Source organism: Nocardia puris, assembly GCF_003315035.1.
Taxonomy (GTDB): Bacteria; Actinomycetota; Actinomycetes; order Mycobacteriales; family Mycobacteriaceae; genus Nocardia; species Nocardia puris.
In genome coordinates this window covers 29,988-54,387 of sequence record NZ_QNRE01000010.1, presented here as the reverse complement: position 1 = coordinate 54,387, position 24,400 = coordinate 29,988, and the positions used below count along the sequence as shown (strand labels likewise).

24 protein-coding genes are annotated in these 24,400 nt (G+C 70.1%); 7 read left to right on the top strand and 17 right to left on the bottom strand.

The genetic code is table 11. The features are described from left to right. Positions 1-53: 53 nt before the first annotated feature. The 3 genes from DFR74_RS22865 to DFR74_RS22855 are packed head-to-tail and all read right to left on the bottom strand — an operon-like array spanning position 54 to position 2,475. Entirely contained in the window at positions 54-884 is an 831-nt protein-coding gene (locus DFR74_RS22865; protein ID WP_067511416.1) for an exodeoxyribonuclease III, read from the bottom strand. Positions 885-914: 30 nt separating this feature from the next. Then, on the bottom strand, positions 915-1,895 hold the full coding sequence (locus DFR74_RS22860) for an N-acetylglutamate synthase, CG3035 family (RefSeq protein WP_067511415.1): 981 nt from the start codon (positions 1,893-1,895) through the stop codon (positions 915-917). Further along, complete coding sequence (locus DFR74_RS22855; RefSeq protein WP_067511414.1) at positions 1,885-2,475, bottom strand: peptide deformylase; 591 nt, start codon at positions 2,473-2,475, stop codon at positions 1,885-1,887. The genes DFR74_RS22860 and DFR74_RS22855 overlap by 11 nt, the downstream gene beginning before the upstream one ends. 132 nt (positions 2,476-2,607) lie before the next feature. Between DFR74_RS22855 and DFR74_RS22850 the strand changes: the two genes are divergently transcribed. From DFR74_RS22850 to DFR74_RS22830, 5 genes are all read left to right on the top strand, one after another. Further along, positions 2,608-2,934 (top strand): DUF3263 domain-containing protein, encoded by a 327-nt coding sequence (locus tag DFR74_RS22850; protein WP_067511413.1) that lies wholly within the window; start codon positions 2,608-2,610, stop codon positions 2,932-2,934. 61 nt (positions 2,935-2,995) lie between these two features. Beyond that, positions 2,996-3,562: a LytR C-terminal domain-containing protein gene (locus tag DFR74_RS22845; RefSeq protein ID WP_067511412.1), complete on the top strand. Its 567-nt coding sequence runs from the start codon at positions 2,996-2,998 to the stop codon at positions 3,560-3,562. A gap of 126 nt (positions 3,563-3,688) precedes the next feature. Then, positions 3,689-4,390, top strand: a complete 702-nt coding sequence (gene sodC / locus DFR74_RS22840; protein WP_067511411.1) for a superoxide dismutase[Cu-Zn] — start codon at positions 3,689-3,691, stop codon at positions 4,388-4,390. Between the two features lie 15 nt (positions 4,391-4,405). Next, on the top strand, positions 4,406-5,548 hold the full coding sequence (locus tag DFR74_RS22835) for a glutamate--cysteine ligase (RefSeq protein WP_067511410.1): 1,143 nt from the start codon (positions 4,406-4,408) through the stop codon (positions 5,546-5,548). Positions 5,549-5,654: 106 nt separating this feature from the next. Then, on the top strand, positions 5,655-6,974 hold the full coding sequence (locus DFR74_RS22830) for a phosphatase PAP2 family protein (protein WP_411719958.1): 1,320 nt from the start codon (positions 5,655-5,657) through the stop codon (positions 6,972-6,974). A 224-nt stretch (positions 6,975-7,198) separates the two neighbouring features. Here the strand turns inward: DFR74_RS22830 and mnhG are convergent, their stop codons facing one another. From mnhG to DFR74_RS22765, 13 genes are all read right to left on the bottom strand, one after another. Beyond that, positions 7,199-7,534 (bottom strand): monovalent cation/H(+) antiporter subunit G, encoded by a 336-nt coding sequence (gene mnhG / locus DFR74_RS22825; RefSeq protein WP_067511409.1) that lies wholly within the window; start codon positions 7,532-7,534, stop codon positions 7,199-7,201. Continuing rightward, on the bottom strand, positions 7,531-7,791 hold the full coding sequence (locus tag DFR74_RS22820; protein ID WP_067511408.1) for a monovalent cation/H+ antiporter complex subunit F: 261 nt from the start codon (positions 7,789-7,791) through the stop codon (positions 7,531-7,533). Before DFR74_RS22820 ends, mnhG begins: the two co-directional genes overlap by 4 nt. A gap of 4 nt (positions 7,792-7,795) precedes the next feature. After that, entirely contained in the window at positions 7,796-8,332 is a 537-nt protein-coding gene (locus DFR74_RS22815; RefSeq protein WP_067511407.1) for a Na+/H+ antiporter subunit E, read from the bottom strand. Next, positions 8,329-9,933, bottom strand: coding sequence for a Na+/H+ antiporter subunit D (locus tag DFR74_RS22810; RefSeq protein WP_067511406.1), 1,605 nt, complete (start codon positions 9,931-9,933; stop codon positions 8,329-8,331). Before DFR74_RS22810 ends, DFR74_RS22815 begins: the two co-directional genes overlap by 4 nt. Beyond that, on the bottom strand, positions 9,930-10,310 hold the full coding sequence (locus DFR74_RS22805; RefSeq protein WP_067511405.1) for a Na(+)/H(+) antiporter subunit C: 381 nt from the start codon (positions 10,308-10,310) through the stop codon (positions 9,930-9,932). The genes DFR74_RS22810 and DFR74_RS22805 overlap by 4 nt, the downstream gene beginning before the upstream one ends. Then, entirely contained in the window at positions 10,307-13,144 is a 2,838-nt protein-coding gene (locus DFR74_RS22800; protein ID WP_067511404.1) for a Na+/H+ antiporter subunit A, read from the bottom strand. The genes DFR74_RS22805 and DFR74_RS22800 overlap by 4 nt, the downstream gene beginning before the upstream one ends. 92 nt (positions 13,145-13,236) lie before the next feature. Then, positions 13,237-14,574 (bottom strand): hypothetical protein, encoded by a 1,338-nt coding sequence (locus DFR74_RS22795; RefSeq protein ID WP_067511403.1) that lies wholly within the window; start codon positions 14,572-14,574, stop codon positions 13,237-13,239. Positions 14,575-14,643: 69 nt separating this feature from the next. Beyond that, positions 14,644-16,899, bottom strand: a complete 2,256-nt coding sequence (locus tag DFR74_RS22790) for an AAA family ATPase (protein ID WP_067511402.1) — start codon at positions 16,897-16,899, stop codon at positions 14,644-14,646. A 32-nt stretch (positions 16,900-16,931) separates the two neighbouring features. Then, a complete protein-coding gene (locus DFR74_RS36165) occupies positions 16,932-17,363 on the bottom strand; it encodes a hypothetical protein (RefSeq protein ID WP_067511401.1) in 432 nt (143 codons plus the stop codon). Positions 17,364-17,673: 310 nt separating this feature from the next. Continuing rightward, on the bottom strand, positions 17,674-18,021 hold the full coding sequence (locus DFR74_RS22780; RefSeq protein WP_067511400.1) for a UBP-type zinc finger domain-containing protein: 348 nt from the start codon (positions 18,019-18,021) through the stop codon (positions 17,674-17,676). Between the two features lie 247 nt (positions 18,022-18,268). Beyond that, positions 18,269-19,753: an ATP-binding protein gene (locus DFR74_RS22775; RefSeq protein WP_067511399.1), complete on the bottom strand. Its 1,485-nt coding sequence runs from the start codon at positions 19,751-19,753 to the stop codon at positions 18,269-18,271. 12 nt (positions 19,754-19,765) lie between these two features. Then, a complete protein-coding gene (locus DFR74_RS22770; protein WP_067511398.1) occupies positions 19,766-21,433 on the bottom strand; it encodes an NAD(P)/FAD-dependent oxidoreductase in 1,668 nt (555 codons plus the stop codon). Between the two features lie 117 nt (positions 21,434-21,550). Beyond that, positions 21,551-21,745 (bottom strand): hypothetical protein, encoded by a 195-nt coding sequence (locus DFR74_RS22765; RefSeq protein ID WP_067511397.1) that lies wholly within the window; start codon positions 21,743-21,745, stop codon positions 21,551-21,553. A gap of 184 nt (positions 21,746-21,929) precedes the next feature. On the opposite strand from DFR74_RS22765, the gene DFR74_RS22760 reads away from it, so the two are divergent. Beyond that, entirely contained in the window at positions 21,930-22,379 is a 450-nt protein-coding gene (locus tag DFR74_RS22760; protein WP_067511440.1) for an SRPBCC family protein, read from the top strand. Between the two features lie 62 nt (positions 22,380-22,441). Continuing rightward, positions 22,442-23,131, top strand: coding sequence for an SIMPL domain-containing protein (locus DFR74_RS22755; protein ID WP_067511441.1), 690 nt, complete (start codon positions 22,442-22,444; stop codon positions 23,129-23,131). A gap of 52 nt (positions 23,132-23,183) precedes the next feature. Here the strand turns inward: DFR74_RS22755 and DFR74_RS22750 are convergent, their stop codons facing one another. Then, positions 23,184-24,212 (bottom strand): beta-ketoacyl-ACP synthase III, encoded by a 1,029-nt coding sequence (locus DFR74_RS22750; protein ID WP_067511396.1) that lies wholly within the window; start codon positions 24,210-24,212, stop codon positions 23,184-23,186. Positions 24,213-24,400 lie beyond the last annotated feature (188 nt).

Genomic DNA, 24,400 nt, shown 5'->3' with positions numbered 1-24,400 from the left:
GACCGGTCAGTCGGCGAGACCGCGGACCCCCGGTGCGCGGTCTCCTCCGTTTCTCAGGAAAGGTCTGCGGGGAGGGCGAATTCGGTGATCACCGGGGCGTGGTCGCTGGCGCCCTTGCCTTTTCGTTCCTCGCGGTCGACCAGGGCGTCGGTGGCCGTGGCGGCTAGGGCGGGGGAGGCGAGGACGAAATCGATGCGCATGCCCTCTTTGCGGGGGAAGCGGAGCTGGGTGTAGTCCCAATAGGTGTAGACGCCGGGGCCGGGGGCGAAGGGGCGCATGACGTCGGCGAAGCCGGTGTCGAGTACGGCGGTGAAGGCGTCGCGCTCCGGCTGGGAAGTGTGGGTCTTGCCTTCGAAGAACGATACCGACCAGACGTCGTCGTCGGTGGGGGCGATGTTCCAGTCGCCGACCAGGGCGATCTTCGCCTCCGGCTCGGCGGCCAGCCACGCGGCGGCGTTGTCCCGCAGCGCCGCGAGCCATTCCAGTTTGTAGGTGTAGTGCGGGTCGTCCAGCGCGCGGCCGTTGGGCACGTACAGGCTCCACACCCGCACCCCGCCGCAGGTGGCGCCCAATGCGCGGGACTCGACAACCGGTGTGCTGAGCAGGGATTCGCCCGCGTCCTTGTCGAAACCGGGCTGGTTCGGGAACGCGAGTTCCACGTCGGCCAGGCCCACGCGGGAGGCGATGGCCACGCCGTTCCACTGGTTCACGCCCAGGTGCGCCACCTCGTACCCGAGTTCCTCGAAACGCTCGAAGGGGAACTGGTCGTCGCGGCACTTGGTTTCCTGCAGGGCGAGCACATCGATGTCCTGGCGGTCCAGGAAGGCCGCCACCCGGTCCAGCCGGGAGCGGATCGAATTGACGTTCCAGGTCGCCAAGCGCACGAGATGCCTTTCGCAGTGGGTGGGTGATGTCTATTGTCCGCCGGTGCCGGGCACCGCGTAGCGGTAGGAGTGGTGCTCCACGAAACCTAGCTCGCGATACAGCGCCAGCGCCGCCGCGTTCCCCGCCTCCACCTGCACGTACGCGTGCGTGGCGCCGCGCTCGTGACCCCAGCGGATCAGCTCGGCGCAGATCAGCGCGGCCAGGCCACGCCTGCGGTGCTCGGCCGCCACCGCCACACACGTCAGGCCCACCCAGTGCCGCCCGTCGGTGGCCACCGTGTGCGCGCCGCGCCCGATCGCGATCGGCTGCGGCAGGCCGAGCGTGGCGAAGGTGACATTCCCGTCGCGCACGGCGGTGAGCACCTCGACGACGGGCTCGCGCGAGGTGTGGGTGGCCGGGTCCTCGCCGCGATACCGGTGCATCCGCAACCACTCGGCGCTGGGCTCGGGGGCGAAGCGCACCATCGAAGGGCCTTGCGGCAGAACGAAGTTCTCGATGTCCAGGCCGAGGACGAGCGTCTCGTTCCAGGTGTTCCACCCGGGCGGCGCCGACGCGAGCCGGTCGGGCAGCAGCAGCGTCGCGGGCAGCCCGCGCTCGGCGTACCACGCGACGATCCGGTCCAGCGTGTCGGCGGTGAGCGCGGCGGGTTGTCCCGAGATCCCCAGCGGTACAGCAGAATTAGCTCGCTGCGTGTAATCGTATCCGCCACGCGCGAACCAGCCGTCGATCCACGCGTGCTCCACCCCCGGCCAGCCGTCGGCCGCGGCCGATTCCAGCGCCCGGATCTCGCGCGTGCGAATCGGCCTGGGCCCCAGCGCTTTCAACGCCACCACCTGATCCGGCGCGACCGACACGACGGTGCCGTCGGCTGCGCGCACGGTCGGCGGGTCGGTGGCCAGCAGCTCGCCGATCACATCCGTCAGCGGTTGGGGATAGCCGGCGGGCAGCCGGTAGCGCATGACGACGCGGCGGCCGAGCGGGATCTGCGGGTGCGCGGGCTCAGTCGTCATGCCCGAACGGGTCGGGGACGGTGCCGGGCACCCAGCTCAGCCCCGGCGTGCCCCAGCCGTTGCGCTTGATGGCCTTCTTCGCGGCGCGGGCGTTGCGGCCGATCAGCATGTCCACGTACAGGAACCCGTCCAGGTGTCCCACCTCGTGCTGGAGCATCCTGGCGAAGAAACCCTTGCCCTCGATATCCACCGGCTCGCCGTGCTCGTCGGTGCCGGTGACGCGCGCCCACTCGGCGCGACCGGTCGGGAACTGCTCGCCGGGCACCGACAGACAGCCCTCTTCGTCGTCGTCGGGGTCGGGCATGGTCTCGGGCAGCGCGGAGGTCTCCAGCACCGGGTTGATCACCGCCCCGCGCCTGCGCACCGCCACGCCGTCGCCACCGATATCGGGGCAGTCGTAGACGAACAGCCGCTTGCCGACGCCGACCTGGTTGGCCGCCAGCCCGACGCCGTTGGCGGCGTCCAGCGTCTCGTACATGTCCGCGATGAGCCCGGCCAGCTCCTCCGGGGTCTCGGTGACCGGAGCGGTCGGGTTGTGCAACACGGGATCACCGACGATGACGATGGGGAGGATGGCCATGGGCACGAATCCTACCTGCGGGTACACAACACGCCGGGGTGAAGGGGGAGCAACCCCGCCGCCGCGTGGTTCAATGATCCGCGACGTACAAGCACCATTTTTCGTCTGGTGGCAACTCGGCGAGGGAGCAAGATGGACGGCGCAGCGGCTCGGAACCTTTCCGCGATCCCCAACGGCCCCGCGAGCGAACACGACACGGCGGACGAGAGCGGCCTGAGCCGCCGCGAACTCGACATCCTGGCCTTCGAACGACAGTGGTGGAAGTACGCGGGGGCCAAAGAAGAAGCCATCCGGGAACTGTTCGGCATGTCGCCCACCCGGTACTACCAGGTGCTCAACGCGGTGGTGGACCGCCCCGAGGCGCTGGCCGCCGACCCGATGCTGGTGAAGCGCCTGCGCAGGCTGCGCGCCAGCAGGCAGAAGGCCAGGGCGGCACGGCGTCTCGGTTTCCAGGTATGACGGCGATCGATCCCGGCGTGACACGGGCGCGAGAGCCCGGTGTGGGACTAGGGTCGATGGCGTGAGCTACCCCAATCCCACCTCCGGCGGGCCGCCGCTGCGCGCGCTGGCGATGGTGTTGATCGCGCTGGCCATCGTGTTCGCCGGACTCGGGGCGATGTCGCTGTCGAGTTCGGACTCCGAGGCGGCGCCCGGCGAGGAGACCACGGCCGCGCCGCAGGCCACCTCGCAGACCACGGCGGCCCCCGCCACGACGACGGCCGCGCCCACCACCACCGATGAGCCCACCACGACCACGGCGGCGCCGACCACCACCACCACGACGACCACGACCACCGAGGCCGCCGCCGATCGCGCGGTGCCGGTGCGGGTGCTGAACAACAGTCTGGTGGCGGGCCTGGCCCAGCGCACCGCGAACCAGCTGACCGCCTCGGGCTGGACCAACGTGACCGCGGGCAACTACGCGGGCGAGAATCTGGCGAGAACGACTGTGTACTACGGGAATTCACCCGGGGAGCGGGAAGCGGCGGTGGCTATCGCCGAGGAAATCGGCGCGGTGGCCGAACCGAAGACGTCAGGGCTGGCGAGCGGCGCCCCGGGCGTCGTGGTGATCTTGACGGGCAACTGAGAGCCACGCCTCGTGCGGCCAACCCATGCGCGGCGCGACACGGCGGCCGTGGCATCATCTTGTCCGGTAACGAACGTGTCCACCCAGCTTTACTCGTAAACTCGGTACTCGTAAAGGAGTTCTCCGATGGCCCCGTCCACAACTCGTCGCCCGTCCTGGTTGACTGTGACCCCGGCGCTTGCGATCGCGGTCCTCGGCCTCGCTGCCTGCACGAACAGTCAGGAGTCGAGTGACGTCCAGGGTACGACGCCGCCGGTGTGGACCGGTGCCCCCGAACCCGCCCACGGCGACGGCGACGGGCACGGGCACGGCGACGAGGGCGGCCATTCGTCCTCCTCCGACGCCAAGCGGGTGGACGTGAAGGACGCGGGGGGCAACACGGTCGCCACCGCCGATATCGCCGCCGAGGGCGGGCACCTCGTCATCACCGTCGAAGCCACCGGCCTGCGCCCCGGCTTCCACGGCCTGCACTTCCACCAGGTGGGCAGGTGTGAGACCAACTCGGTGGCCCCGACCGGCGGCGCGCCGGGCGACTTCCTGTCCGCGGGCGGCCACCTGCAGGTCGGCGGCGCCTCCGGCCACCCGGCCAGCGGTGATCTGACCTCGCTGCAGATCCGCGAGGACGGCCGCGGCAAGCTGGTCACCACCACCGACAAGGTCACCCTGGACGACCTCACCGACCGCGCGCTGATCATCCACGCGGGCGCCGACAACTTCGCCAACATCCCGGACCGGTACACCCATGGCGAAGGCGCTACGGGGCCGGATGAAACCACTCTCGCGACAGGTGACGCGGGCGGCCGCGTCGCCTGCGGCGTGATCCAGTAGACGAGGCAGGCGCAGATGGGCGGGGCTATCCAGCATGTTCCTTTTCCAGGATCGCCTCGGCCGACGATCGGCATCGAATGGGAGATCGCGCTCGTCGACAAGGTGACGCGCGACCTGTCGAACACCGCCTCGGCGGTGTTCGACGCCGTCGGTGACGTGCGCGCCTGGGACGGCACCCCGCAGCTCACCAAGGAACTGCTGCGCAACACCGTCGAGATCGTCACCGGTGTGCACGACACGGTCGGTGCCGCGGTGGACGATCTGCGCGCCACCATGGATACGGTGCGCCGCGCCGCGGACCCGCTCGGCGTGGACCTGTTCTGCGCGGGCACCCATCCGTTCGCGCAGTGGTCGGCCCAGCAGCTCACCCGCTCCGAGCATTACGACGAACTGATCGAGCGCACTCAGTGGTGGGGCCGCCAGATGATGATCTGGGGCGTGCACGTGCACGTCGGAGTCTCGCACCGGGAGAAGGTCTTTCCGATCCTGAACTCGCTGCTCTCCGCGTATCCGCACCTGCTGGCGCTGTCGGCCTCCTCGCCGATGTGGGCGGGCACCGACACCGGCTACGCGAGCAACCGCACGCTCATGTTCCAGCAGCTGCCCACGGCCGGGCTGCCGTTCCAGTTCGAGAATTGGCGCCAGTTCGAGCTTTTCGTGCACGACCAGCTGAAAACCGGTGTGTTCGAACAACTCGGCGGGATGCACTGGGACATCCGGCCCGCCCCGAAGTGGGGCACCATCGAAATCCGCGTCTGCGACGGGATCTCGACCCAGCGCGAACTCGCGGCGCTCGCGGCGTTCATCCACTGTCTCGTGGTGGATCTGGACCGGCGCGTGGAGGCGGGCGAACAACTCGACGTGCTGCCGCCCTGGCACGTACAGGAAAACAAGTGGCGCGCCGCACGTTACGGCTTGGATGCGATCGTCATCACAGACGCGGCCAGCAACGAGCGGTTGGTGACCGACGACCTGAACGACCTCCTGAACCGGCTCGAGCCCACCGCGAAGCGACTCGGCTGCGCCGACGAGCTCGCAGCTGTCGCCGAGATTCCCCAGCGTGGGGCCTCCTACCAGCGTCAGCGCAAGGTGGCGGCCGCCGCCCAGGGCGATCTGGTCGCGGTGGTGGACGCACTGGTCGAAGAGCTCAACCAGTAGCGCCTTTCGGTCGCCGGCCGTTCACAGCGCCGGATGACCCTCGTAATCTCCCGTTTACTATGGTCGGGTGCTTGTCGAAGACCCGAATTCCGATGTGGGAAGTGCGGTGCGGCGGTGGGGGATACCGCCGGCGCGGCTCCTGCTGACGATCGCGGTCGCCGCGGTGCCCGTCCTGCTGATCGGCTTACAGGTCGTGGCCGTCCGGCAAGGTTTCGAAGGCCCGCTGGCGAGCCTGTGGCGCGACTACGCGGGCACCCCGAAATCCATGTCCGTGCCGTGGGCCGGATTCCTGCTCGCGTTGGTGGGTATCACCGCGCGGCGCAGGCTCGTCGCCGTCGGACTGGCCGTCGGCATCGATGCGGTGTTCGCCGGGGCGCGGCTGCTGGCCGGTGGGCCGTTCGCCGTCGGCAACGGTCCCACCCTGGTGCTCACCGGACTCGCGGTCGTCGCGTGGTGGCGGTGGACCGGCGTCGAGCGCCGCAACGCGCTGCACGCCGCCGCCCTGGGCGCGCTGCTGATCCTGGCCACCAAGGTCGGCGACGTGTGGTTGCACATCACCGTCATCAGTCAGCCGGATGTGCTCGACGAGTACCTGTTGCTGGCCGACCACGCGCTCGGCGATCCCTCGTGGGTGCTCGGCCGGGTGATCGACACGCTCGGGCCGGTCGTGTACGCGGTGCTGCACTGGGTGTACATCGAGCTGCCGGTGGCGGCGATCGTCGTGGCGGCCTGGCAGCTGCGGCGAGTGGCCGATTCCGGACGCTGGCCGAGCCACTACCTGGTGCGGACGTTCCTGGTGCTCGGCCTGGTCGGCCCGCTGGTGTACGTGTTCTTCCCCGTGGTGGGCCCGATGTTCGCGTTCGGCGCCGACGGGCAGGGCTTCCAGATCGGCAACTACTGGCCCGACGCGCTGCCGCCGCTGGACCGCAACCCCGCGCCGCTGCCGTTCGACGAATACACCCCCCGCAACTGCATGCCGTCCATGCATACGGCGTGGGCGCTGTCGGTGTTCCTGCACACCCGCCGTGCCCCGGACGGTTCACCCGCGCCGCGCTGGTTGCGTTGGGGCGGCACGTTCTGGCTGGTGTGCACGGTGACCGCCACCCTCGGGTTCGGCTACCACTACGGTGTCGACCTGATCGCGGGCGCGGTTCTCTGCCTGACGGTGGAGTCGGCGCTACGCGATCCGGAGCGCGGCTGGGGCTGGTTCCGCATCCGGCTGGTCGCGGGCGGCGCGCTGCTGTTCGTCGGCCTGCTGCTGTGTTACCGATACCTGGCGGTGCCGATGGCGGAGTACGCGGTCCCGGCGGGCACCGTACTGCTCGCCATGCTGGCGGGTATGGCGGCCGCCTTCCACGCGACGTGGTTCGTGGAGCGGACCGTGGCGGCGCCCGTCGAGAAGGCGTCCCTGTCGACCCGTTCCTGAGAACGCCACTCGGAGTGCGAGGCCGGCGGCGAGGGATATCACCGCTGGGCATTCCAGTGCTCTGTAAGGTCGGTCGGCGCCTCGGCGGCACGGGCGCGCACGACAGTTCGCCGAGCCGGTCTCCGCGGACTCGCTCACGTCCGCCGGTGCGCGCGTGCGGTGCCCACCAGCATCGCCTCGTCCGTGGTCATGGGGGAAATGGCACGGGGAACAGCGCGGGGCCCTCAGTCCAGCTCGTCGCCGAGTTCGTTGACACGCAGGAGGCCGTCGCGGTGCCGCTGCTCGCGATAGGCGGTGCGGCCGATCAGATGGGCGATCACGGGGGCAGTGAGCAGGGCGAACAGCGCCACCAAGGCGAGCATCCAGACGTCGGCGCTCTTGTCCCTGATCTCGAGGCCGGTGCCGGTCAGCACCAGCACCAGCCCGACGACCTGCGGTTTGGTAGCCGCATGCATCCTGGTGAAAGTGTCGGGAAATCGGACGATCGCGATCGCCGCCGTGCACGCCAGCACCGAGCCGCTCAGGATCAAGGCCGAGGACACCCATTGCCAAGCGGTCATCGGTCGTCCCTCACACGGAATCGGGTCACGGCCGCGGAACCGAGGAAGCCGACCAACGCCAGCGCCACGATGGCGGGCACCACCGCGGTGTCGCCGGAGTAGGCGGCCCACACCGCCAGCCCGGCCATGGCGATCGCCATCAGCGAGTCGATGCCCACCACCCGGTCGAGGGTGCTGGGACCGGCCAAGATCCGATAGCTGGTGAGGATTGCGGCGGCCGACAGCAGCACGGCCGCGACGATCGCGACGACAGTCACCGAATCACCTCCGCACTGGTTTGAGAACGGGCCGCTCGAAAGCGGAGATCAGCAGGCGCTCGATACGGCGGGTCTGGTGGTAGAACTTCGCTACCGCGGCCTCGCTGCCGACGTCGAGCACATGGACGTAGACCAGGCATCGGTGCCGGTCGATCTCGAGCGCCATGGTCCCCGGAATGAGGTTCAACAGGTCGACGATCAGCACCAACACCAGATCCGACCGGGTGCTCAGGCCCACCCGCAGCACTCCGGAAACGGGCGGTGGACCCGGCCGGACGGCGAACCAGGCGATCTGCAAGCTCGATTCGATGCCGTAATAGGTCATCACGGCGGCGACCTCGATGATCGCCAGTGGATTCAACCGCCCGGCGACCGGAATGCGCGGCAACGGCAGCGCCACCATGACCAGCGCGCCGACCGCCAGGCCGGCGACCAGGTTGCCGACGGTCAGATGTCCCCACAACAGCATGTACACGAACGCCAGCCACAGCAGGAGCGCGACGCGCAGCACCGTCTCCTTGCTCGGACGCCAGTTCGTCATTGTGAGCCCTCCTCCCCACCGCCGAGCACCGCGCCGATGTAGACCGCCGGGTTGTGCAGATCTTCCGCGGCCCGGTCGGCGATCGACAGCATCGGCCCGGCCAGTACCGTCAGGCTCAGGCTCACCGCGACCAGGGCGCCGGTGGCGAACAGCATCAGCGCCGGGATACGCCCGGGATCGGTGCGCTCGTCGTAGAGCACATCCGTCGAGTCCTCGACCAGCGTCGGCGGGCGCGCCGCCGTGAGGTGCCCTTCGGGCGCCTCGACGCGGGGCCGCCAGAACGCTTTGGACCACACGCGCGCCACCACGTAGAGGGTGAGCAGGCTGGTCACCACCGCGCCGGAGGCCAACACCCAGGCCAGGACGCTGCCATCCAGGGCGCCCGCCTGTAGCAGCGCGGCTTTACCGATGAAGCCGGAGAATGGCGGGATACCGCTCAGATTCAGCGCGGGTATCAGGAACAGGATGGCCAGCAGCGGGCTCGCCGTGGCCAGTCCGCCGAGCCTGCGCAGCGAGGTGGACCCGGCTTGTCGCTCGATCAGGCCCACCACCAGGAACAGCGCGGTCTGTACCAGAATGTGGTGGGCGACGTAGAACACCGCGCCCGCCAGGCCGCTGGTGCTGGCCAACCCGACGCCGAAGATCATGTAGCCGATGTGGCTGACCAGGGTGAACGAGAGCAGTCGGCGGATGTCGTTCTGAGCGATCGCGCCGAGGATGCCGACGAGCATGGTCAGCAGACCGCACACCATCAGGATGGTGGTGAAGCCGCCGTCGGGGAAGAACAGCGTATGCGTGCGCAGGATCGCGTACACGCCGACTTTGGTCAGCAAGCCGGCGAAGACTGCGGTGACCGGCGCGGGTGCGGTCGGGTAGGAGTCGGGCAGCCAGTTCGACAGCGGGAACACCGCCGCCTTGATGCCGAACGCGACGAGCAGCACGGCGTAGACCGCGGTCCGCACGCCCTCGGGCGCCTCGCCGAGTCGGACCGCCAGTTGGGCGATATTGAGGGTGCCGGTGGTGGCGTAGGCCAGACCGATACCCGCCAGGAAGATCACCGACGACAGCATCGACACCATGACGTAGGCGATGCCCGCGCGGATGCGCTCGGCGGTCGCGCCGACGGTGAGCAGCACGAACGACGCGGCGAGCAGGATCTCGAAGCCGACGAACAGGTTGAACAGGTCGCCGGCCAGGAAGGCCGCGGAAACGCCCGCGGTCAGCACCAGGTAGGTCGGCCGGTAGATGGAAGTGGGCTGGCGGTCGTCACCGTCGCGGATGTTCTGGCCTGCGCCGTAGATCGAGACGGCCAGCAGCACGATCGAGGAGATGAGCAGCATGGACGCCGAGAGCCGGTCCACCACCAAGGTGATGCCGATCGGGGTGTCCCACCCGCCCACCTGCACCGCGGTGGTGCCGTGCTGGTCGGCCAGGAAGAGCAGCGCGCCGCAGATGAGGACGGTCGCGCTGAGCGTACCGAGGGTGAGCGCGCTCTGGGTGCGCGGCCTGCGGCCGAATACCAGCGTGGCGGCCGCCGCGAGCAGCGGCAGCAGCACCGGCAGCGGTGCGAGCGCGGGCAGCAGTTCCGGGGAGAGGCTCAATCTTCCGGGTCCTCTCCATCACGCCGGGCGGCGACTTCTTCGTCGCCCGGGTCGTTCTGCACGTCGTCGGTGGTGGTCAGGGTGTAGGACCGGTAGGCGAGAGCCAGCACGAAGGCCGACAAGCCCATGGTGATGACGATCGCGGTGAGGATCATCGCCTGCGCCAGCGGATCGGACATGCCGTCGACTGGTTGGTCGGGGCCGCCGATCGGAGAATGGCCGCTCGGCCCGCCCACGGTCAGGATGAGCACGTTGACCGCGTTGCTGAACAAGATCATGCCCAGCAGCATTTTCGAGACGGCGCGCTCCAGGATCAGGTACACACCGCACGCGGTGAGCACACCGATCAGGATCAGCAGGATCAGGTTCGCGCTCACGAGCGGCCTCCCGACATCGCGGCGGGCTCTTCCTCGGCGGCGGTGTCGCCGAGTTCGGTGTCCAGGCGGGCGCCGAGGCTGCGCAGCACGTCGAGCACAAGGCCGACCACGATGAGGTAGACGCCGAGGTCGAAGAACAGCGCGGTCACCAGTTTCACGTCACCGAAGATCGGCAGCGTCACCTCGATGATGGCCGAGGACAGCGGCGGCGCGCCCAGCAGCAGCGAAGCCGCCGCGGTGCCCGCCGACAGCGCCAAGCCCGCACCCAGCAGATGCCCGGCGTCGACGGGCAGCGCCTCGCCGAGTTCGTAGCGCCCGCCCGCCAGGTAGCGCAGCGTGAGCGCCAGACCGGCGGTCAGCCCGCCCGCGAACCCGCCGCCGGGCGCGTTGTGGCCGGCGAAGAAGAAGTAGATGGACATCACCATGATCGTGGGGAAGATCAGGCGCGTGGTGACCTGCAGGACCATCGAGCGTTCCTTGCGGTCCACCAACCGGGCCGCGGGCAGCCAGCTGACCAGGTCCGGATTGTAGTTCGGCGCGTCGGCCGCGCGCGGGGCGCTGCCGAAGCGGCGGGTGCGGAACACCATCGAGGCGACGCCGGTGGCGGCCACGATGAGCACCGAGATCTCGCCGAGGGTGTCCCAGGCGCGGATGTCGACCAGCAGCACGTTGACGGCGTTCTTGCCGCCGCCGAAGGTGTAGGCGGCCTCGGGGATGCGGTGCCAGATCGGTTCGGCGCTGCGGGCGGCGGTGGCGAAGGCGGCCAGCACCGCGACGGTGAAGCCGACGGCCACGGCCAGCGCCGCGCGGCCCAGCTTGAACCGGCTGGCCATCCGGCCTTCCTCGATCTCGGCGGGGAAGACCCGCAGCACCAGCACGAAGATGACCAGTGTGAGCGTCTCCACCAGGAATTGGGTGAGCGCCAAGTCGGGCGCGCCGTGCAGCGCGAAGATCACACCGCACCCGTAGCCGGTGACGCCGACGACGAGCACGCTGGCGAGCCTGTTGCGCAACACGGTGGCGCTGATCGCCATAGCGATCATGATGGCCGCGATGACCAGTTGCAGCGGCGAGTCCCACAGGCGCAGCTCCACGCCGGTGCGGGTGCCGAGGGCCAGCAGCACCGCGGGCAGGATCACCATGGTGCCGAGGATGGTGGCCTGGCTCAGCGGCAGCGAACCGCGTTGCACGGAACCGGTCATGCGCAGCGAGACCTTGTCCATCGCGCGCAGGGTGGCGTCGTAGACGCGGTCGGCGTTACCCAGGCGCGGATGTTCGGATTCGCCGATGGTTTTGCGGACCAGGAAAAGGGCTATACCTAGCGTGATGATCACGGCGGTGAGCGCGAGCGGCACGGTGAATCCGTGCCAGAGGGCCAGGTGTGTGTGCAGTACGCCGGGCAGGGTCTCCGCGTACGGGTTCAGCAGCTTGTCCAGCTGGCTCGCGCCGAGTCCCGCCACCAGTCCGGCTGCCGAGAGCAGCGCGGCCGGGCCGAGCATGATCGGGCCCGGCGCGTGCCACGGCGACGGGGGGATGCCCGCTTTGTCCGCGAACGCGCCCCACACGAAGCGCGCGGAGTATCCGACGGTGAGCACCGAGCCGAGCACGATGGCCACGCACAGCGCGATCCGCGCGGGTTCGGCGAGATTGCCCGCGTCGAGGATGGCGGCGAGTGCGCTCTCCTTGCCCACGAAGCCGAGCAGCACCGGGATGCCCGCCATGCTCAGCGCGGCGAGCGCGGCCACACCGAACAGCACGGGTGAATTGCGCCCCAGCCCGGACAGTTCGCGCAGGTCCCTGGTGCCGGTGCCGTGGTCGATGATGCCGATGACCATGAACAGGCACGCTTTGAACAGCGCGTGCGCCACGATCAGCGCGGCGCCGGCCAGTGCCGCGTCGGGCGTGCCGATGCCGACCATCACGATCATGAAGCCGAGCTGGCTCACCGTGCCGAAGGCGAGCAGCAATTTCAGGTCGGTGACCTGGTGGGCGCGCAGACCGGCGAGCAGCATGGTGGCCGCGCCGAGGATCAGCACCATCGGGTGCCACGGCGCGGTGGACGCGAACAGCGGCGCCAGCCGCGCGACCAGGTACACACCCGCCTTCACCATGGCTGCGGCGTGCAGGTACGCGCTGACCGGGGTGGGCGCGGCCATGGCACCGGGCAACCAGAAATGCAGCGGCACGATCGCGGACTTGCTGAGCGCGCCGACCAGCAGCAGCACCACGCCCACCTGCACCGCCACATTGTCGGGGGCGACGCCGATCGCGAGCAGTTCCGAGAGCTGATACGTGCCGAAGCTCTGGCCGATGATGATGATGCCGAGCAGCATGGCCAAGCCGCCCGCGCCGGTGACCAGCAGCGCTTGGATGGCCGCGCGCCTGCTGGCGGCCTTCTCCGCGTTGTGGCCGACCAGCAGGAACGACAGCACCGTGGTCGTTTCCCAGAAGATGTAGAGCAACAGCATGTTGTCGCTGGTGACCAGGCCGAACATGGCGCCGGAGAAGCCGACCAGCTGTGCGGCGAATGCGCCGAGGCGCGGTTCGTCGTCGGTGAAGTACCGGGCGCAGTAGATCAGGATCAGGGTGCCGATGCCGAGGACGAGCGCGGCCATGATCGCCGAGAGCGAGTCCCAGCGCAGGTCGATGTTCATCTCGATGGACGGCGCCCAGGTGATCCGAACCTGCTGTGTCGTACCCCAATTCGCGACGACCCAGCCCAGACCGGCCAGCGGGGCGAGCGCGAGGACGCCGAACGCGTTGCGCCCCAATGCTCGTACGCACATCGGTGCGGCGACCGCGGCAACAGCGTGTGCGAGAAGGATTACGAGCAAACCAGCGCTCCATCGGTCGTTTCGGCCAGGTGGTGCGGTTTCATCCTACGTGCCGCCGAAATCATTGGTCGCACCCCCTACTTATGATTTCTTTACGGCCAGGAACGTGTGTTGCGCACGTCGCCGCCGACGCCGGGATCGGTGGCTTTGCCGCTGGTCCGGGGGCGTGGGCGCATCCGGTACAAGATCAGTAACGCGAGCGCGCAGCAGCCGGTCACGATCAGGGCGACCCGGCCCGGTGTCGCCGGGTCGGCGGTGTTGTCGCGCGGCGGCCACACCGCTCCGTCGACCGGCAGGGCCGTGACCACGCTCGGGAGGTACAACGCGCCGAGGGCGAGTACGCCGCTCGGACCGTAACGCGGACGGGCCGCGCCGCAGCTGTAGCCGACCGTGAGCGCGAGCGCGGCGGTGCCCGCGACGAATGTCTTGTCGCCCTGATTCGTCAGGGTGGATGCGAGCACGCACAAGCCCGCGATCAGCACCAGCGCGGCGAACGGCGCGGGCGCCTTCAAGCCCGCGTACAACCCGAGCGCGACGAGAACGATCACCGCGAACAGGCTCCACGTCGGCCGCGGGGCGGCGCCGAGCGCATCGGCGGCCGCGGTGAGCGCGACGGCCAGCAGCACTCCCGCCCCGTCACGGCCCGGCAGTAGCATGGCCGCGACGAACGCGGCCACCACGGTGGCCGCGACGGCGATGGCGATGTCGAGACGGTTGTCACCTGGCGCCGATACGTGGCTGTACTGACGCGACAGCCACTCACTGGCCGCGAGTATCACCAGTCCCAGCACTAGCGAGGCCAGGATCGGCGTGATCGGCAGGTCGATTGTGGTGGTGGCACCGCTGTCGCCCTCGTCCGATGTCGCACGACCGCGGTGGCGAATCGCCGCGATGAGCAGCAGCGGCACGGCCGCCGCGATCAACCAGCGCGGCGGCGTCTCCAAGACGGCCCAGGGGTCCTGGCCGGGGATGCCGAGCACGTCGGCCAGGTCGCCGACAGCGACGACACCGCCCGCGCCCAGCGCGAAACCGAGGGCGGGCAACGAGGTGCGCAGCACGGCGGCGCCCAGCGCGCCGAGCGCGACGCCCGCGCAGACCGAGTCGACGTAGTTCTGGGTGATGAGCAGATCGGCGGAAGTGGCGGCACGTCCGGCCGAATGATTGACGAGGATGCCGAGCGCACCGGCGAATGCCACGAGCCAGCCCGTGGCTGGCCGTGCGAACGAGCAGATGAGCACCGCGACGGTGACCGCGACGACCATGCCGATCGTCGCGCCACGCGGCACGCTGGCCACCAGGCCCGCGACGTGCGTCGGGGTGCCCGCGGCCGTCCAGGAGAACGCGATCGGCAACAGCAGCGCGATACCGGCGACCGAGGCCCCGAAGAACGCCGCTGTCGCGTCGACCGCCGCACCGATACGTTGCCGCACTACGGCAACATACCCGCCGCGCACTCCGCTGTTCGCGATTGCGGCCCCGACCGGGCCGCGCGGCGCGGATCAGCCGCGATTGCGCGCGTACCTGCGCAAACGCTCGACCTGCTCGGGCTCCAGCGAGGGGCGCACGGTGGCGCGGGCCAGCGCCAGATCCGCGGCGGTGACATCGGCGGCGTCCACGTCGCGGCGCATGGCCGCCAGCGCCGCCTCACGCAGCAGCGCGGCGCAGTCGGCGGCGGAGTAGCCGTCCAGATCCGCGGCCAGCGCGGCCAGGTCGACATCGTCCGCGAGCGGCACCGCACGCCCCGCCGTGTTCAGGATGGCCAGGCGCGCCTCGGCGTCGGGCGGCGGCACGAACACCAGCCGTTCGAGCCGACCCGGCCGCAGCAGCGCGGGGTCGATCAACTCGGGCCGGTTCGTCGCGCCCAGCACGACCACGTCGCGCAGCGGCTCCACGCCGTCGAGTTCGGTGAGCAGCGCCGCGACCACCCGGTCGGAGACCCCGGAATCCGAGCTCTGCCCGCGACGCGGGGCCAGCGCGTCGACCTCGTCCAGGAAGATCAGCGAGGGCGCGGAATCCCGCGCGCGCTGGAACAATTCGCGCACCGCGCGCTCGGAGGCGCCGACCCACTTGTCCATCAGCTCGGCGCCCTTGACCGCGTGCACGCTGAGCTGGCCCGATCCGGCCAGCGCGCGCACAAGGAAGGTCTTGCCGCAGCCGGGCGGGCCGTAGAGCAGCACGCCGCGCGGCGGGTCGATGCCCAGGCGGGCGAACGAATCCGGGTGCCGCAGCGGCCACAACACCGATTCGGTGAGCGCCTGTTTGGTCTCGACCATATCGCCCACATCGTCCAGGCCGAGGCTGCCGATCGCGAGTTCCTCGGTGCCCGAACGCGACAGCGGCCGGATCACCCCCAGTGCGCCGAGCAGATCTTCCTGGGTGAGCAGCGGATCGGTCTGCTCCTTGCTGGCGCGCGAGGCCGCCCGCAGCGCGGCCTCGCGGCACAGCGCGGCCAGATCGGAGACCACGAAACCGGGTGTGCGCGAGGCGATCTCGTCCAGTTTCAGATCTCCGGTCGGCACCTTGCGCAGCAGCAGCTCCAGCAGCGAGCGGCGGGTGGCCGCCGTCGGCAGCGGCAGGGCCAGCTCGCGGTCGCACAGGTCCGGCGCGCGCAGCCGCGCGTCCACCGCGGACGGGTGCGCCGTCGTCGCGACGAACGCCACGCACGGTTCGGCCACCGCCGCGCGCAACTGGTCCAGGATCAGCGTGGCCACCGGCTCCGGATCGGCGGGCAGGAGCGCGTCCACGTCGGTGATCAGCAGGACGCCGCCGCGCCCCGAACCCACTTCGGCCACCGCCGCGGCTACTTCGCGCAGCCGCGCGCCGCTCTCCGCCGCGCCGACCGTGGGGCCGTCCAGCTCGATCAACCGGCGCGGCGCGATCACCGACCGCGCCAGCGTCGCCTTGCCCACGCCCGCCGGGCCGGTGATCAGCACGCCCAGATGCGGCGACGCGCCAAGGGTTTTGAGCAATTCGGGCTCGTCCAGCGCCAGGCTCAGCCACTCGCCCAGCTTGGCCGCCTGCGTGTGCACGCCCACCAGATCCTCCACCGGCACCGGCGGTTCGTCGCGCACGGCCGCCGCGCGACCGTTCACGAAATCCGGGGTGGCCTCCGTCGCGACCAGCGACGCCTCGCCCGCCGGGATGGGGCGCCCGGTCGCCGCGCGGTCGGCGGCGTCCATCGCGGCCACCGCGCCCGCGCCCCACACCACGGCCGTGTTCGGCTGCACGCTCACCGGGCCGCGCGCCGGGTCCGTCGCGGTGACGGTGAGCAGCTCGGTCGTCCACGCGATGCCGAACGCGCGCGAAAGCGCTTGCGTCGCGGTCGAAGTCGGGATGTCGGGGCCCAGCTCGCGGGGCAGCAGCGACACCGCGTCGCCGACCGTCACCACCTTGCCCAGCAGCGCCTGGCGCAGCGTCGCCGCCGGAATGCTGCGGGTGGCGTGCACCGAGCCGCTCACCGAGATCTGCTTGGCGCCCGCCACCGGGGCCGGCGCCACCACCACCGTCGCGTCCTCGCGCAGACCGGCGTTCGACAGCGTCACATCGTCGAGCAGCGCCACGCCCGCCGGGGTGCCCGCGGGGGCCAGACCGGCCACCGCCGCCGTGCGCCGCGCACCGGTGAGCGCGATCGCGTCCCACTCGCGCAACCCGAGCGCCGCCAGCGCCTCCGGATGCAGCCGCACCACCCCCCGCCTGGCATCGGCGGCGGACGGATTCAGTCGAGCGGTCAACGCCAGTTCAGCCACGCACGCCATTGTGCCCGCGCCGCCGCGGTGGCGGGGGCCGCCTAGACGATCCGCGCCGCGACCGCGACCGGCTTGTCCTCGTTGTCCGGCGCCAGGCACACCAGCTTGGCCGTGCCGAGGGCGACATTCGGGCTGCCCGCGAACGGGCTGTCCGGGTTCTCCGCGAGGATCCGCTCGATCAGCGCCTTCTCCGCGTCGCCGTCGAGCTCCTTGAACTCACCGCACGTGGTGCGCGAGGCCGGGCCCAGTGACGAGGTGTCCACCGGCGAGGTGGGCGAGGACTCCGGGGATTCCGTGTCCTCGGCCGGTTCCGCCGGGGCGGACGCGGGCGTCGACGTGTCCGCGGGCGCGCTCGCCGAAGTGTTGCCCTTGCGCAGGCCGCTGGCGTCGGTCGATTCGTCGGAGCCGCCGCACCCGGTCGCCGCCAGGGCCACCGCGCCGACCGCCAGGACTAGGACGGAAACTCGCTTCATTCTTCGTAAAACCTCTGTGTTTGTTGGCGCGCCGGGGCGCGCGGGTTCGCGGCCCTTCCTGTCTCGCGTCCCAGCGCTCGAGGCTCGCGCTGGCGCGCATGCGCTTCGAGCGCTGGTCCGCGAGACGGCCGCGAACGGTCGGTCGTCAGGCCCCCTCCGTTGTGGTTGGGAGGGTGCGGATGTTACTGGTCGGGTCGCAATGATGGGGTTGGAGGTGGGCGGCTGTCCAGTGGGGGCACGGCCTTGTGCCACCACCGTGCGCCCGGTGGCTTGTGAACGCCCAAACGATCGCTGATCGCAGGGCACGCGGTCAATGGATGTGCGACTGCCAATCCGCGGGCACCCGCCCGCGCGGGCCGGGGACGCCCTGGTCGGCCGGGTGGCTGTGCGGGGGCGCGAGTTCGGGCCCGCCGCTGAACATCTCGTCGGTGCGGAAGTCCCAGTACCAGTCCTCACCCGGCTCGTAGCTCTGGATGAACGGGTGCCCGGTGTCCTTCGCGTGCTTGGAGGCGTGCTGGGACGGCGAACTGTCGCAACACCCCACGTGCCCGCACTCCGCGCAGCGGCGCAGATGCACCCACCAGCCTTGCGCCGCTTCGCATTCCAGGCAGCCGGGGCCGCTGGGCACCGCGGTCGGATCGATCCCTTCGATGGACATCGTGTGACCTCCTGGGTGGTTGGCGCATTCTGTTGATGCTTTGGCGGGTTGAAGCGGGTTTACGGCGCTGTGTTGTTGGCGCGCCGGGGCGCGCGTGTTCGCGGCCCTTCCTGTCTCGCGTCCCAGCGCTCGAGACTCGCGCTGCGCGCATGCGCTTCGAGCGCTGGGACGCGAGACGGCCGCGAACGGTCGGTCGTCGGGCTCCCTCCCCGAGGTGGCTGGGAGAGTGCGGATCGTGCGTAGGCGCTCATGGGTTCGGGGGGCTCAATGGTTGTTCGGACTCGTTGCGTCTCTGGAGGGGGATGCGGACGGTGAAGCGGGTGTTGCCCGGTTCGGAGTCGACGCGGATGTCGCCGTCGTGTTTGTTGACCACGATGCGGAAGGAGATGTCGAGGCCGAGGCCGGTGCCTTCGCCGACGGGTTTGGTGGTGAAGAACGGTTCGAAGATGCGACGGCGGATGTCCTCGGGGATGCCGGGGCCGGTGTCGCCGATCTCGACGAACGCGCAGTCGTCGTCGCGGCCGGTGCGCAGGGTCAGGGTGCCCTCGCCGCGCATGGCGTAGACGGCGTTGTCGATCAGGTTGGTCCACACCTGGTTCAGCTCGGCGGCGTAGCAGGGCACCGGCGGCAGGGTGCGGTCGTACTCCTTCACCACCCGCACGCCCTCGCCGAGCTTGCGGTTGAGCATCACCAGTGTGCTGTCGAGCAGCTCGTGCAGATCCACCACCTGGAACGGGGCCCGGTCCATCTGCGAATACTGCTTGGCCGCGTCCACCAGCGTGGAGATCCTGGTGGTGGAGTCGGCGATCTCGTTCATCAGCAGCTCGGTCTCGATGGTGTAGTTGAGCCAGCGCACCGCGCCCTCGAACACCTTCTCCGGACAGCCCTCCAGCGTGCCCTGCACCCGTTCCAGCCAGTCCACGTCGAGGCCGGCCTGCACGAAGTTCGGCGCCAGCGCCCAGCCGTCGGCGATGTCGTGCTGCTCGAGCCAGTCGCCCACGGCGTCCTCGCGGTCGGCGGCCTCCATCGGCGTCAGCTCGGGGGCCTTGGCGACCTGCGCGGCCGCCTCCTCCTGCAACCGCACCAGCGTCAGCAGCATGTCGGGCTGGAAGCGTCCGTCGGCCATCATCGCCAGCTTGTGCCGCATCCCGGCGACGCGTTCGCGCAGGCCCGAGGTGGCGCGCACCGCGGCGGCGGCCGGGTTGTTCAGCTCGTGGGTCAGGCCCGCCGACAGCGAACCCAGCGCGAGCAGCCGCTCCCGTTCGGCCACCCGCTCGTGGGCGCTGCGGTTGCCGAAGAACGCGCCCTCGAGCAGGTGCACGGCCATCGGGAACCAGTCGTGCATCATGCCGGAGAAGGCGCCCGCATCCAGCACGTAGAACCGCGACTTGCGGGTGACGTACATCGACCCCGAGTAGTTCTGCTCGGCCTTGTCGCCCAGGTAGGCGGTCCACGCGCCGGCGTAGGAGCCGGTGTGATCGGTGCGCGTCAGCTCGATCTCGGTGCCGCCGGACAACTTCGTCAGGCGCACCTCGCCGTCCATCAGCACGTAGAAGCAGGTCGCCGGATCGCCCTCCCGGTACACCGGTCCCGGTTCGATGTACTCGATGCGGCCCTCCGCGCAGAGCCGGGCCAGCTGCTCGTCGTTCAGCTTCTCGAACAGGAACATCCGGCGCAGCTCTTCCGGATCGCAGACCAGATGCGTGGTGCGCGTGGCGGTTTCCTCGGACATCGGCGTCTCCGATCAGGCCAGGTAGCGGTGGACGAGCATGACGGCCATGGCCCCCTCACCGACCGCGGAGGCCACGCGTTTGGCGGATTCGGCGTGCACGTCGCCGGCCACGAACACCCCGGGCACGCTGGTCTCCAGGTGGTGCGGCGGGCGCGGCAGCTCCCAGCCGGCCGGGCGCGCGCCCTCCACCATCAGGTCGGGCCCGGCCAGGACGTAACCGGCTTCGTCGCGCTTGACCACGCCGTCGAGCCAGTCGGTCTGCGGGGCCGCGCCGATGAAGAGGAACAGCCGCTCGGCCTCGGCCTTCTCTTCGGTACCGGAGACGTTGTCGCGCAACACGATATGGCCCAGATGCTCGTCGCCGTGCGCGGCTGTGACCTCGGTGTTGGTGTGCACCACTATGGTGGGGATCTGCTCGATCTGCTGAATCAGATAGTGCGACATCGACCTCTCCAGCGAATCGCCGCGCACCACCAAATGCACCGTGCGCGCGTTGCGGGAGAGGAAGACCGCCGCCTGCCCGGCCGAGTTGGCCCCGCCCACGATGTACACCTCGTGGCCGGCGCATTCGGACGCCTCGGTCATCGCCGAGCCGTAATACACACCGCGCCCGGTGAATTCGTCCACACCGGGCGCCGGATGACGCCGGTAGTCCACGCCCGTCGCGATGATGACGGTGTGCCCGCACAGCCGTCCGCCGTCGGCGAAGCGCACCGTGCGTGCCGACCCGTTCACCTCCAGTCCCACCACCTCGCGGGTGGTGATGACCTCGGCACCGAACTTCGCGGCCTGGCGGCGGGCCCGGTCGGCCAGCTGCGCGCCGGACAGTCCGTCGGGAAAACCCAGATAGTTCTCGATGCGCGAACTCTGCCCGGCCTGCCCGCCGGTGGCGGTGCGCTCGACCAGCACGGTCCGCAGGCCCTCCGACGCGCCGTACACCGCCGCGCCCAGTCCGGCGGGGCCGCCGCCCACGACGATCAGATCGTAGAAATCGCCCGCCGGATTCACCGTCAGGCCCACGCTCTCGGCCAGCAGGCTGTCGCTGGGCTGCACCAGCGCCTCGCCCTCGGAGGTGATCACCACCGGACATCGCTCCGGGTCGGCGCCCGCCGCCTCCAGCAGCCGCGCGCCCTCCGGCTCATCGGCCAGGTACCAGCGGTAGGGCAACTGGTTGCGGGCCAGGAACTCGCGCACCTGCGAGGAGCGCGGCGACCACCGGTTGCCCACCACCTTGGTCTCGGTGACCGGCCGGTGCTCGCTGCTTCGCCACGCCTCCAGCAGTCCGTCCAGCACCGGGTACAGCTTCTCCTCCGGCGGGTCCCACGGCTTGAGCAGATAGTGGTCGAGATCCACCACGTTGATCGCGTCGATCGCGGCGTCGGTGTCGGCGTAGGCGGTGAGCAGGACGCGGCGCGCGTACGGATGCAGGTCCATGGCCTGCTCGAGGAACTCGATGCCGTCCATCCCGGGCATGCGATAGTCCGCGATGAGCACCGCGACCTGTTGTCCGCGCAGTTTCATCTCGCGCAGCGCGTCGAGCGCCTGCGGGCCGGATTCCGCCCGCAGAATCCGGTAGTCGGCGCCGTACCGGCGGCGCAAGTCGCGCACGACCGCGCGCGAGACGCCCGGATCGTCGTCCACGCTCAGAATCGCCGGCTTCGTAGCAGCGGGTGCAGTCACCCCACGAGTATGTCGCTTCGGCGGCCCCGATGTCGCCGATGTATTCCCCCGGCCCCCGTCACCCCGACCCCCGCGTCCGGACCGCGCCGGACTCCGTCGCACCTATGTCGGCGCAGGTCAGACCTTGTGCTCGCGCACCAATTCCAGTTCCGACGGGGTGAGCAGCCGCTCCAGGCGTTCTTCCTGGGCGAACGCCCGCGGCGCGCGGCGCGTGGCCGCGCCGTGGACCGGTTGCCCGTCGTCGGGTCCGAGGGAGGGTAGCAGCGGGACCTTGCCCGGCTGCCGCCGATGTAAGAACGAGCGAAGTTTCACGGCCGATCACCTCACCGAACGGATATCGCCTACTGCTTCGTCTATCCGTCATTGTGCGCGCCGTATTACGGAGGGTGCCAAGGAATATTTGCCGAATGTGACCGAGATTGCTGTCCCGGACACCGATAGGATGGCTGGTCGTACCCACCAGCTCGGACGACCGGGCCGCACCATGGAGGCAGTGTTGCCGAACAATCTCGAAGCGACCATCGATATCGCCGCGCCCCCGGAGCGGGTCTGGGCGATCGTCTCCGACCTGAAGCGGATGCCCGAATTCAGTCCCATGACGGTCCGGATGCAGCCGCTGGGTTCGGTGAAGGTGGGCACCTGGACGGTCAACCTCAACAAGGACGGCTGGAAGCGCTGGCCGACCACCTCCCGCATCGTGCGCCTGGAGCCCAACCGCGAGTTCGCGTTCCGCATGAACGAGAACTTCACCGTCTGGAGCTACCTGCTCGAGCCCACCGCCACCGGCACCAAGCTCACCGAGCGCCGGTCGGTGCCCCAAGGCGTGAACCCCGTGGTCCGCAAGGTCATCGATGTGGTGCTCGGCGGGGAGCCCGCGTTCGAGGACAACTTGGTGCGCGGGATGAACGAGACGCTGGCCAAGATCAAGGTCGCCGCCGAGGGGTGAGCGGCGGGTCGTCCGGCGTGTTCGCCCGCCGGACGACGCCCGCGGTGCGTAGGTTGCCGGTCATGCGACCTTCGATCCCCTGCGCCGCGGCCGCCGCCGCGCTGGCCGTCCTGCTCACCGGCTGCGGTTCCTCGGATTCGCCCGCCCGTGAGGTCACCGTCGTCGGCACCGGTGAGGTGCGCGGCGCCCCCGACATCCTCACCGCCGATCTCGGTGTGGAAGTCACCGCCGACAACGTGTCCACCGCGATCGGCCGCGCGAACGAGCGCGCGAGCGCGATGACCGACGCGGTGGTCGCGGCGGGCGTCCCCCGCGAGGACATCACCACCACCGACGTCACCATCACCCCGGTCTACGCCCCGGACGGCGACGGCCGCACCGTCACCGGCTACCGCGCGGCCAACTCGGTGCGCGTGGTGGTGCGCGATCTGCCGAAGGCCTCGGCCGTGCTGGACGCCGCGGTGGCGGCGGGCGGCGACGAGACCCGGCTGCGCTCGGTCTCCTTCGATCTGGACGACGATTCGCAGCTGCTCGCCGACGCCCGCACCCGCGCCTTCGAGGACGCGCGGGCGCGGGCCCAGCAGTACGCCGACCTCTCCGGGGACGATCTGAAGGACGTCATCACGATCACCGAATCGACCAGCGGCGATCCGGTCCGCCCGGAACGCGGCGCCGCCGCCGACTCGTTCGCGCTGGAACCCGGCACCCGGACGGTGACGTTCACCGTCACGGTCACCTGGGGCCTGGGCTGACCTTCCCGGTTCGGCCCGGCAGCGCGCGGCAGGCCGAACCGGGTTGGGGTCGTCAGGCCCAGTTCGGCATCGTCACCACTTGCGCGGCATAGGAGAGCCCGGCGCCGAACGCGATGAGCAGCGCGGTGTCGCCGGGCTTGGACTCGCCCTTGCGCAGCAGCGCCTCCATGGCCAGCGGCACCGACGCGGCGGAGGTGTTGCCGGTCTCCTCGATGTCGTTGGCCAGCGCGCAGTCCTCGGAGAGCTTGAGCACGCGGGCCATGATCTCGATGATGCGGCCGTTGGCCTGGTGCGGGATCATCGCCTGGATGTCCTCGGTGGCCAGTCCCGCGCGGTCGATCGCGTCGCGGCACACTTTCTCCAGCGAGTGCGCGGCCCAGCGGAACACGGCCGTGCCCTCCATGGTCAGGTAGGGCCGCACGGCGTCGAGGCCCTTCTCCTCGATCTCGGCGAAGAACTCCATCCAGTCCTTGTCCTGGCGGATGGCGTGGTGCTGGGTGCCGTCCGATCCCCACACCGTGGGGCCGATGCCCGGCTCGTCGGACGGGCCGACCACCACCGCGCCCGCGCCGTCGGCGAAAAGGAACGCCGTGGAGCGGTCGGTCATGTTGATGGTGTCGGTCAGCTTCTCGACACCGATCACCAGCACGTTCTTCGAGGTGCCCGCGCGCACCAGGTCCGAGGCCAGCGCCAGGGCGTGGCAGAACCCGGCACAACCTGCGGAGATGTCGAAGGCGGCGGCCCCGGTCATGCCCAGCTCGGTGGCGATGCGCGGAGCGGCGGCGGGCGTGAGCAGCAGGTGCGTGGAGGTCGCGACGATGACGCAGTCGACCTGGTCGACGTCCACCCCCGCCGAGGCCAGGGCGCCGCGCGAGGCGGCCACGCTCATGCTCTGGATCGTCTCGTCCTCGGCGGCGAATCGGCGGGTCTTGATGCCCGACCTGGTCCGGATCCACTCGTCACTCGAGTCGATCGGACCCGCCACTTCGTCGTTGGTGACCACCCGGGCGGGGCGATAAACGCCGAGCCCGAGGATCGCGGTGTGCTCTGCCCCGATGGTTTGGGCGAGTCGAGCAGACATGATGCGTCTCCTAATAACCTGCGGCGCTGCCGGCCGGGGAGGCCCGGCGAAGCTACGTGAGCGTAGACATGAGGCCCCCTCATATTAGCTCGCAGCGGCGTGGCGGGCGTGCGTATGGTCACTTTTCCCGGGTATACCTGCGGATAGCGCATCGATTGCTGTTCGGCGCGCCCCCAACTAGTGATGCG

What these genes read in the sequence shown, in the direction of transcription:
- DFR74_RS22835 (WP_067511410.1), top strand. Translation starts at nt 4,406, where the DNA reads ATGGGCGGGGCTATCCAGCATGTTCCTTTTCCAGGATCGCCTCGGCCG.
- DFR74_RS22850 (WP_067511413.1), top strand. Translation starts at nt 2,608, where the DNA reads ATGGACGGCGCAGCGGCTCGGAACCTTTCCGCGATCCCCAACGGCCCC.
- DFR74_RS22860 (WP_067511415.1), bottom strand. Translation starts at nt 1,895, where the DNA reads ATGACGACTGAGCCCGCGCACCCGCAGATCCCGCTCGGCCGCCGCGTC.
- DFR74_RS22755 (WP_067511441.1), top strand. Translation starts at nt 22,442, where the DNA reads ATGCGACCTTCGATCCCCTGCGCCGCGGCCGCCGCCGCGCTGGCCGTC.
- DFR74_RS22775 (WP_067511399.1), bottom strand. Translation starts at nt 19,753, where the DNA reads ATGTCCGAGGAAACCGCCACGCGCACCACGCATCTGGTCTGCGATCCG.
- DFR74_RS22780 (WP_067511400.1), bottom strand. Translation starts at nt 18,021, where the DNA reads ATGTCCATCGAAGGGATCGATCCGACCGCGGTGCCCAGCGGCCCCGGC.
- DFR74_RS36165 (WP_067511401.1), bottom strand. Translation starts at nt 17,363, where the DNA reads ATGAAGCGAGTTTCCGTCCTAGTCCTGGCGGTCGGCGCGGTGGCCCTG.
- DFR74_RS22815 (WP_067511407.1), bottom strand. Translation starts at nt 8,332, where the DNA reads ATGACGAACTGGCGTCCGAGCAAGGAGACGGTGCTGCGCGTCGCGCTC.
- DFR74_RS22790 (WP_067511402.1), bottom strand. Translation starts at nt 16,899, where the DNA reads ATGGCGTGCGTGGCTGAACTGGCGTTGACCGCTCGACTGAATCCGTCC.
- DFR74_RS22750 (WP_067511396.1), bottom strand. Translation starts at nt 24,212, where the DNA reads ATGTCTGCTCGACTCGCCCAAACCATCGGGGCAGAGCACACCGCGATC.
- sodC (WP_067511411.1), top strand. Translation starts at nt 3,689, where the DNA reads ATGGCCCCGTCCACAACTCGTCGCCCGTCCTGGTTGACTGTGACCCCG.
- mnhG (WP_067511409.1), bottom strand. Translation starts at nt 7,534, where the DNA reads ATGACCGCTTGGCAATGGGTGTCCTCGGCCTTGATCCTGAGCGGCTCG.
- DFR74_RS22855 (WP_067511414.1), bottom strand. Translation starts at nt 2,475, where the DNA reads ATGGCCATCCTCCCCATCGTCATCGTCGGTGATCCCGTGTTGCACAAC.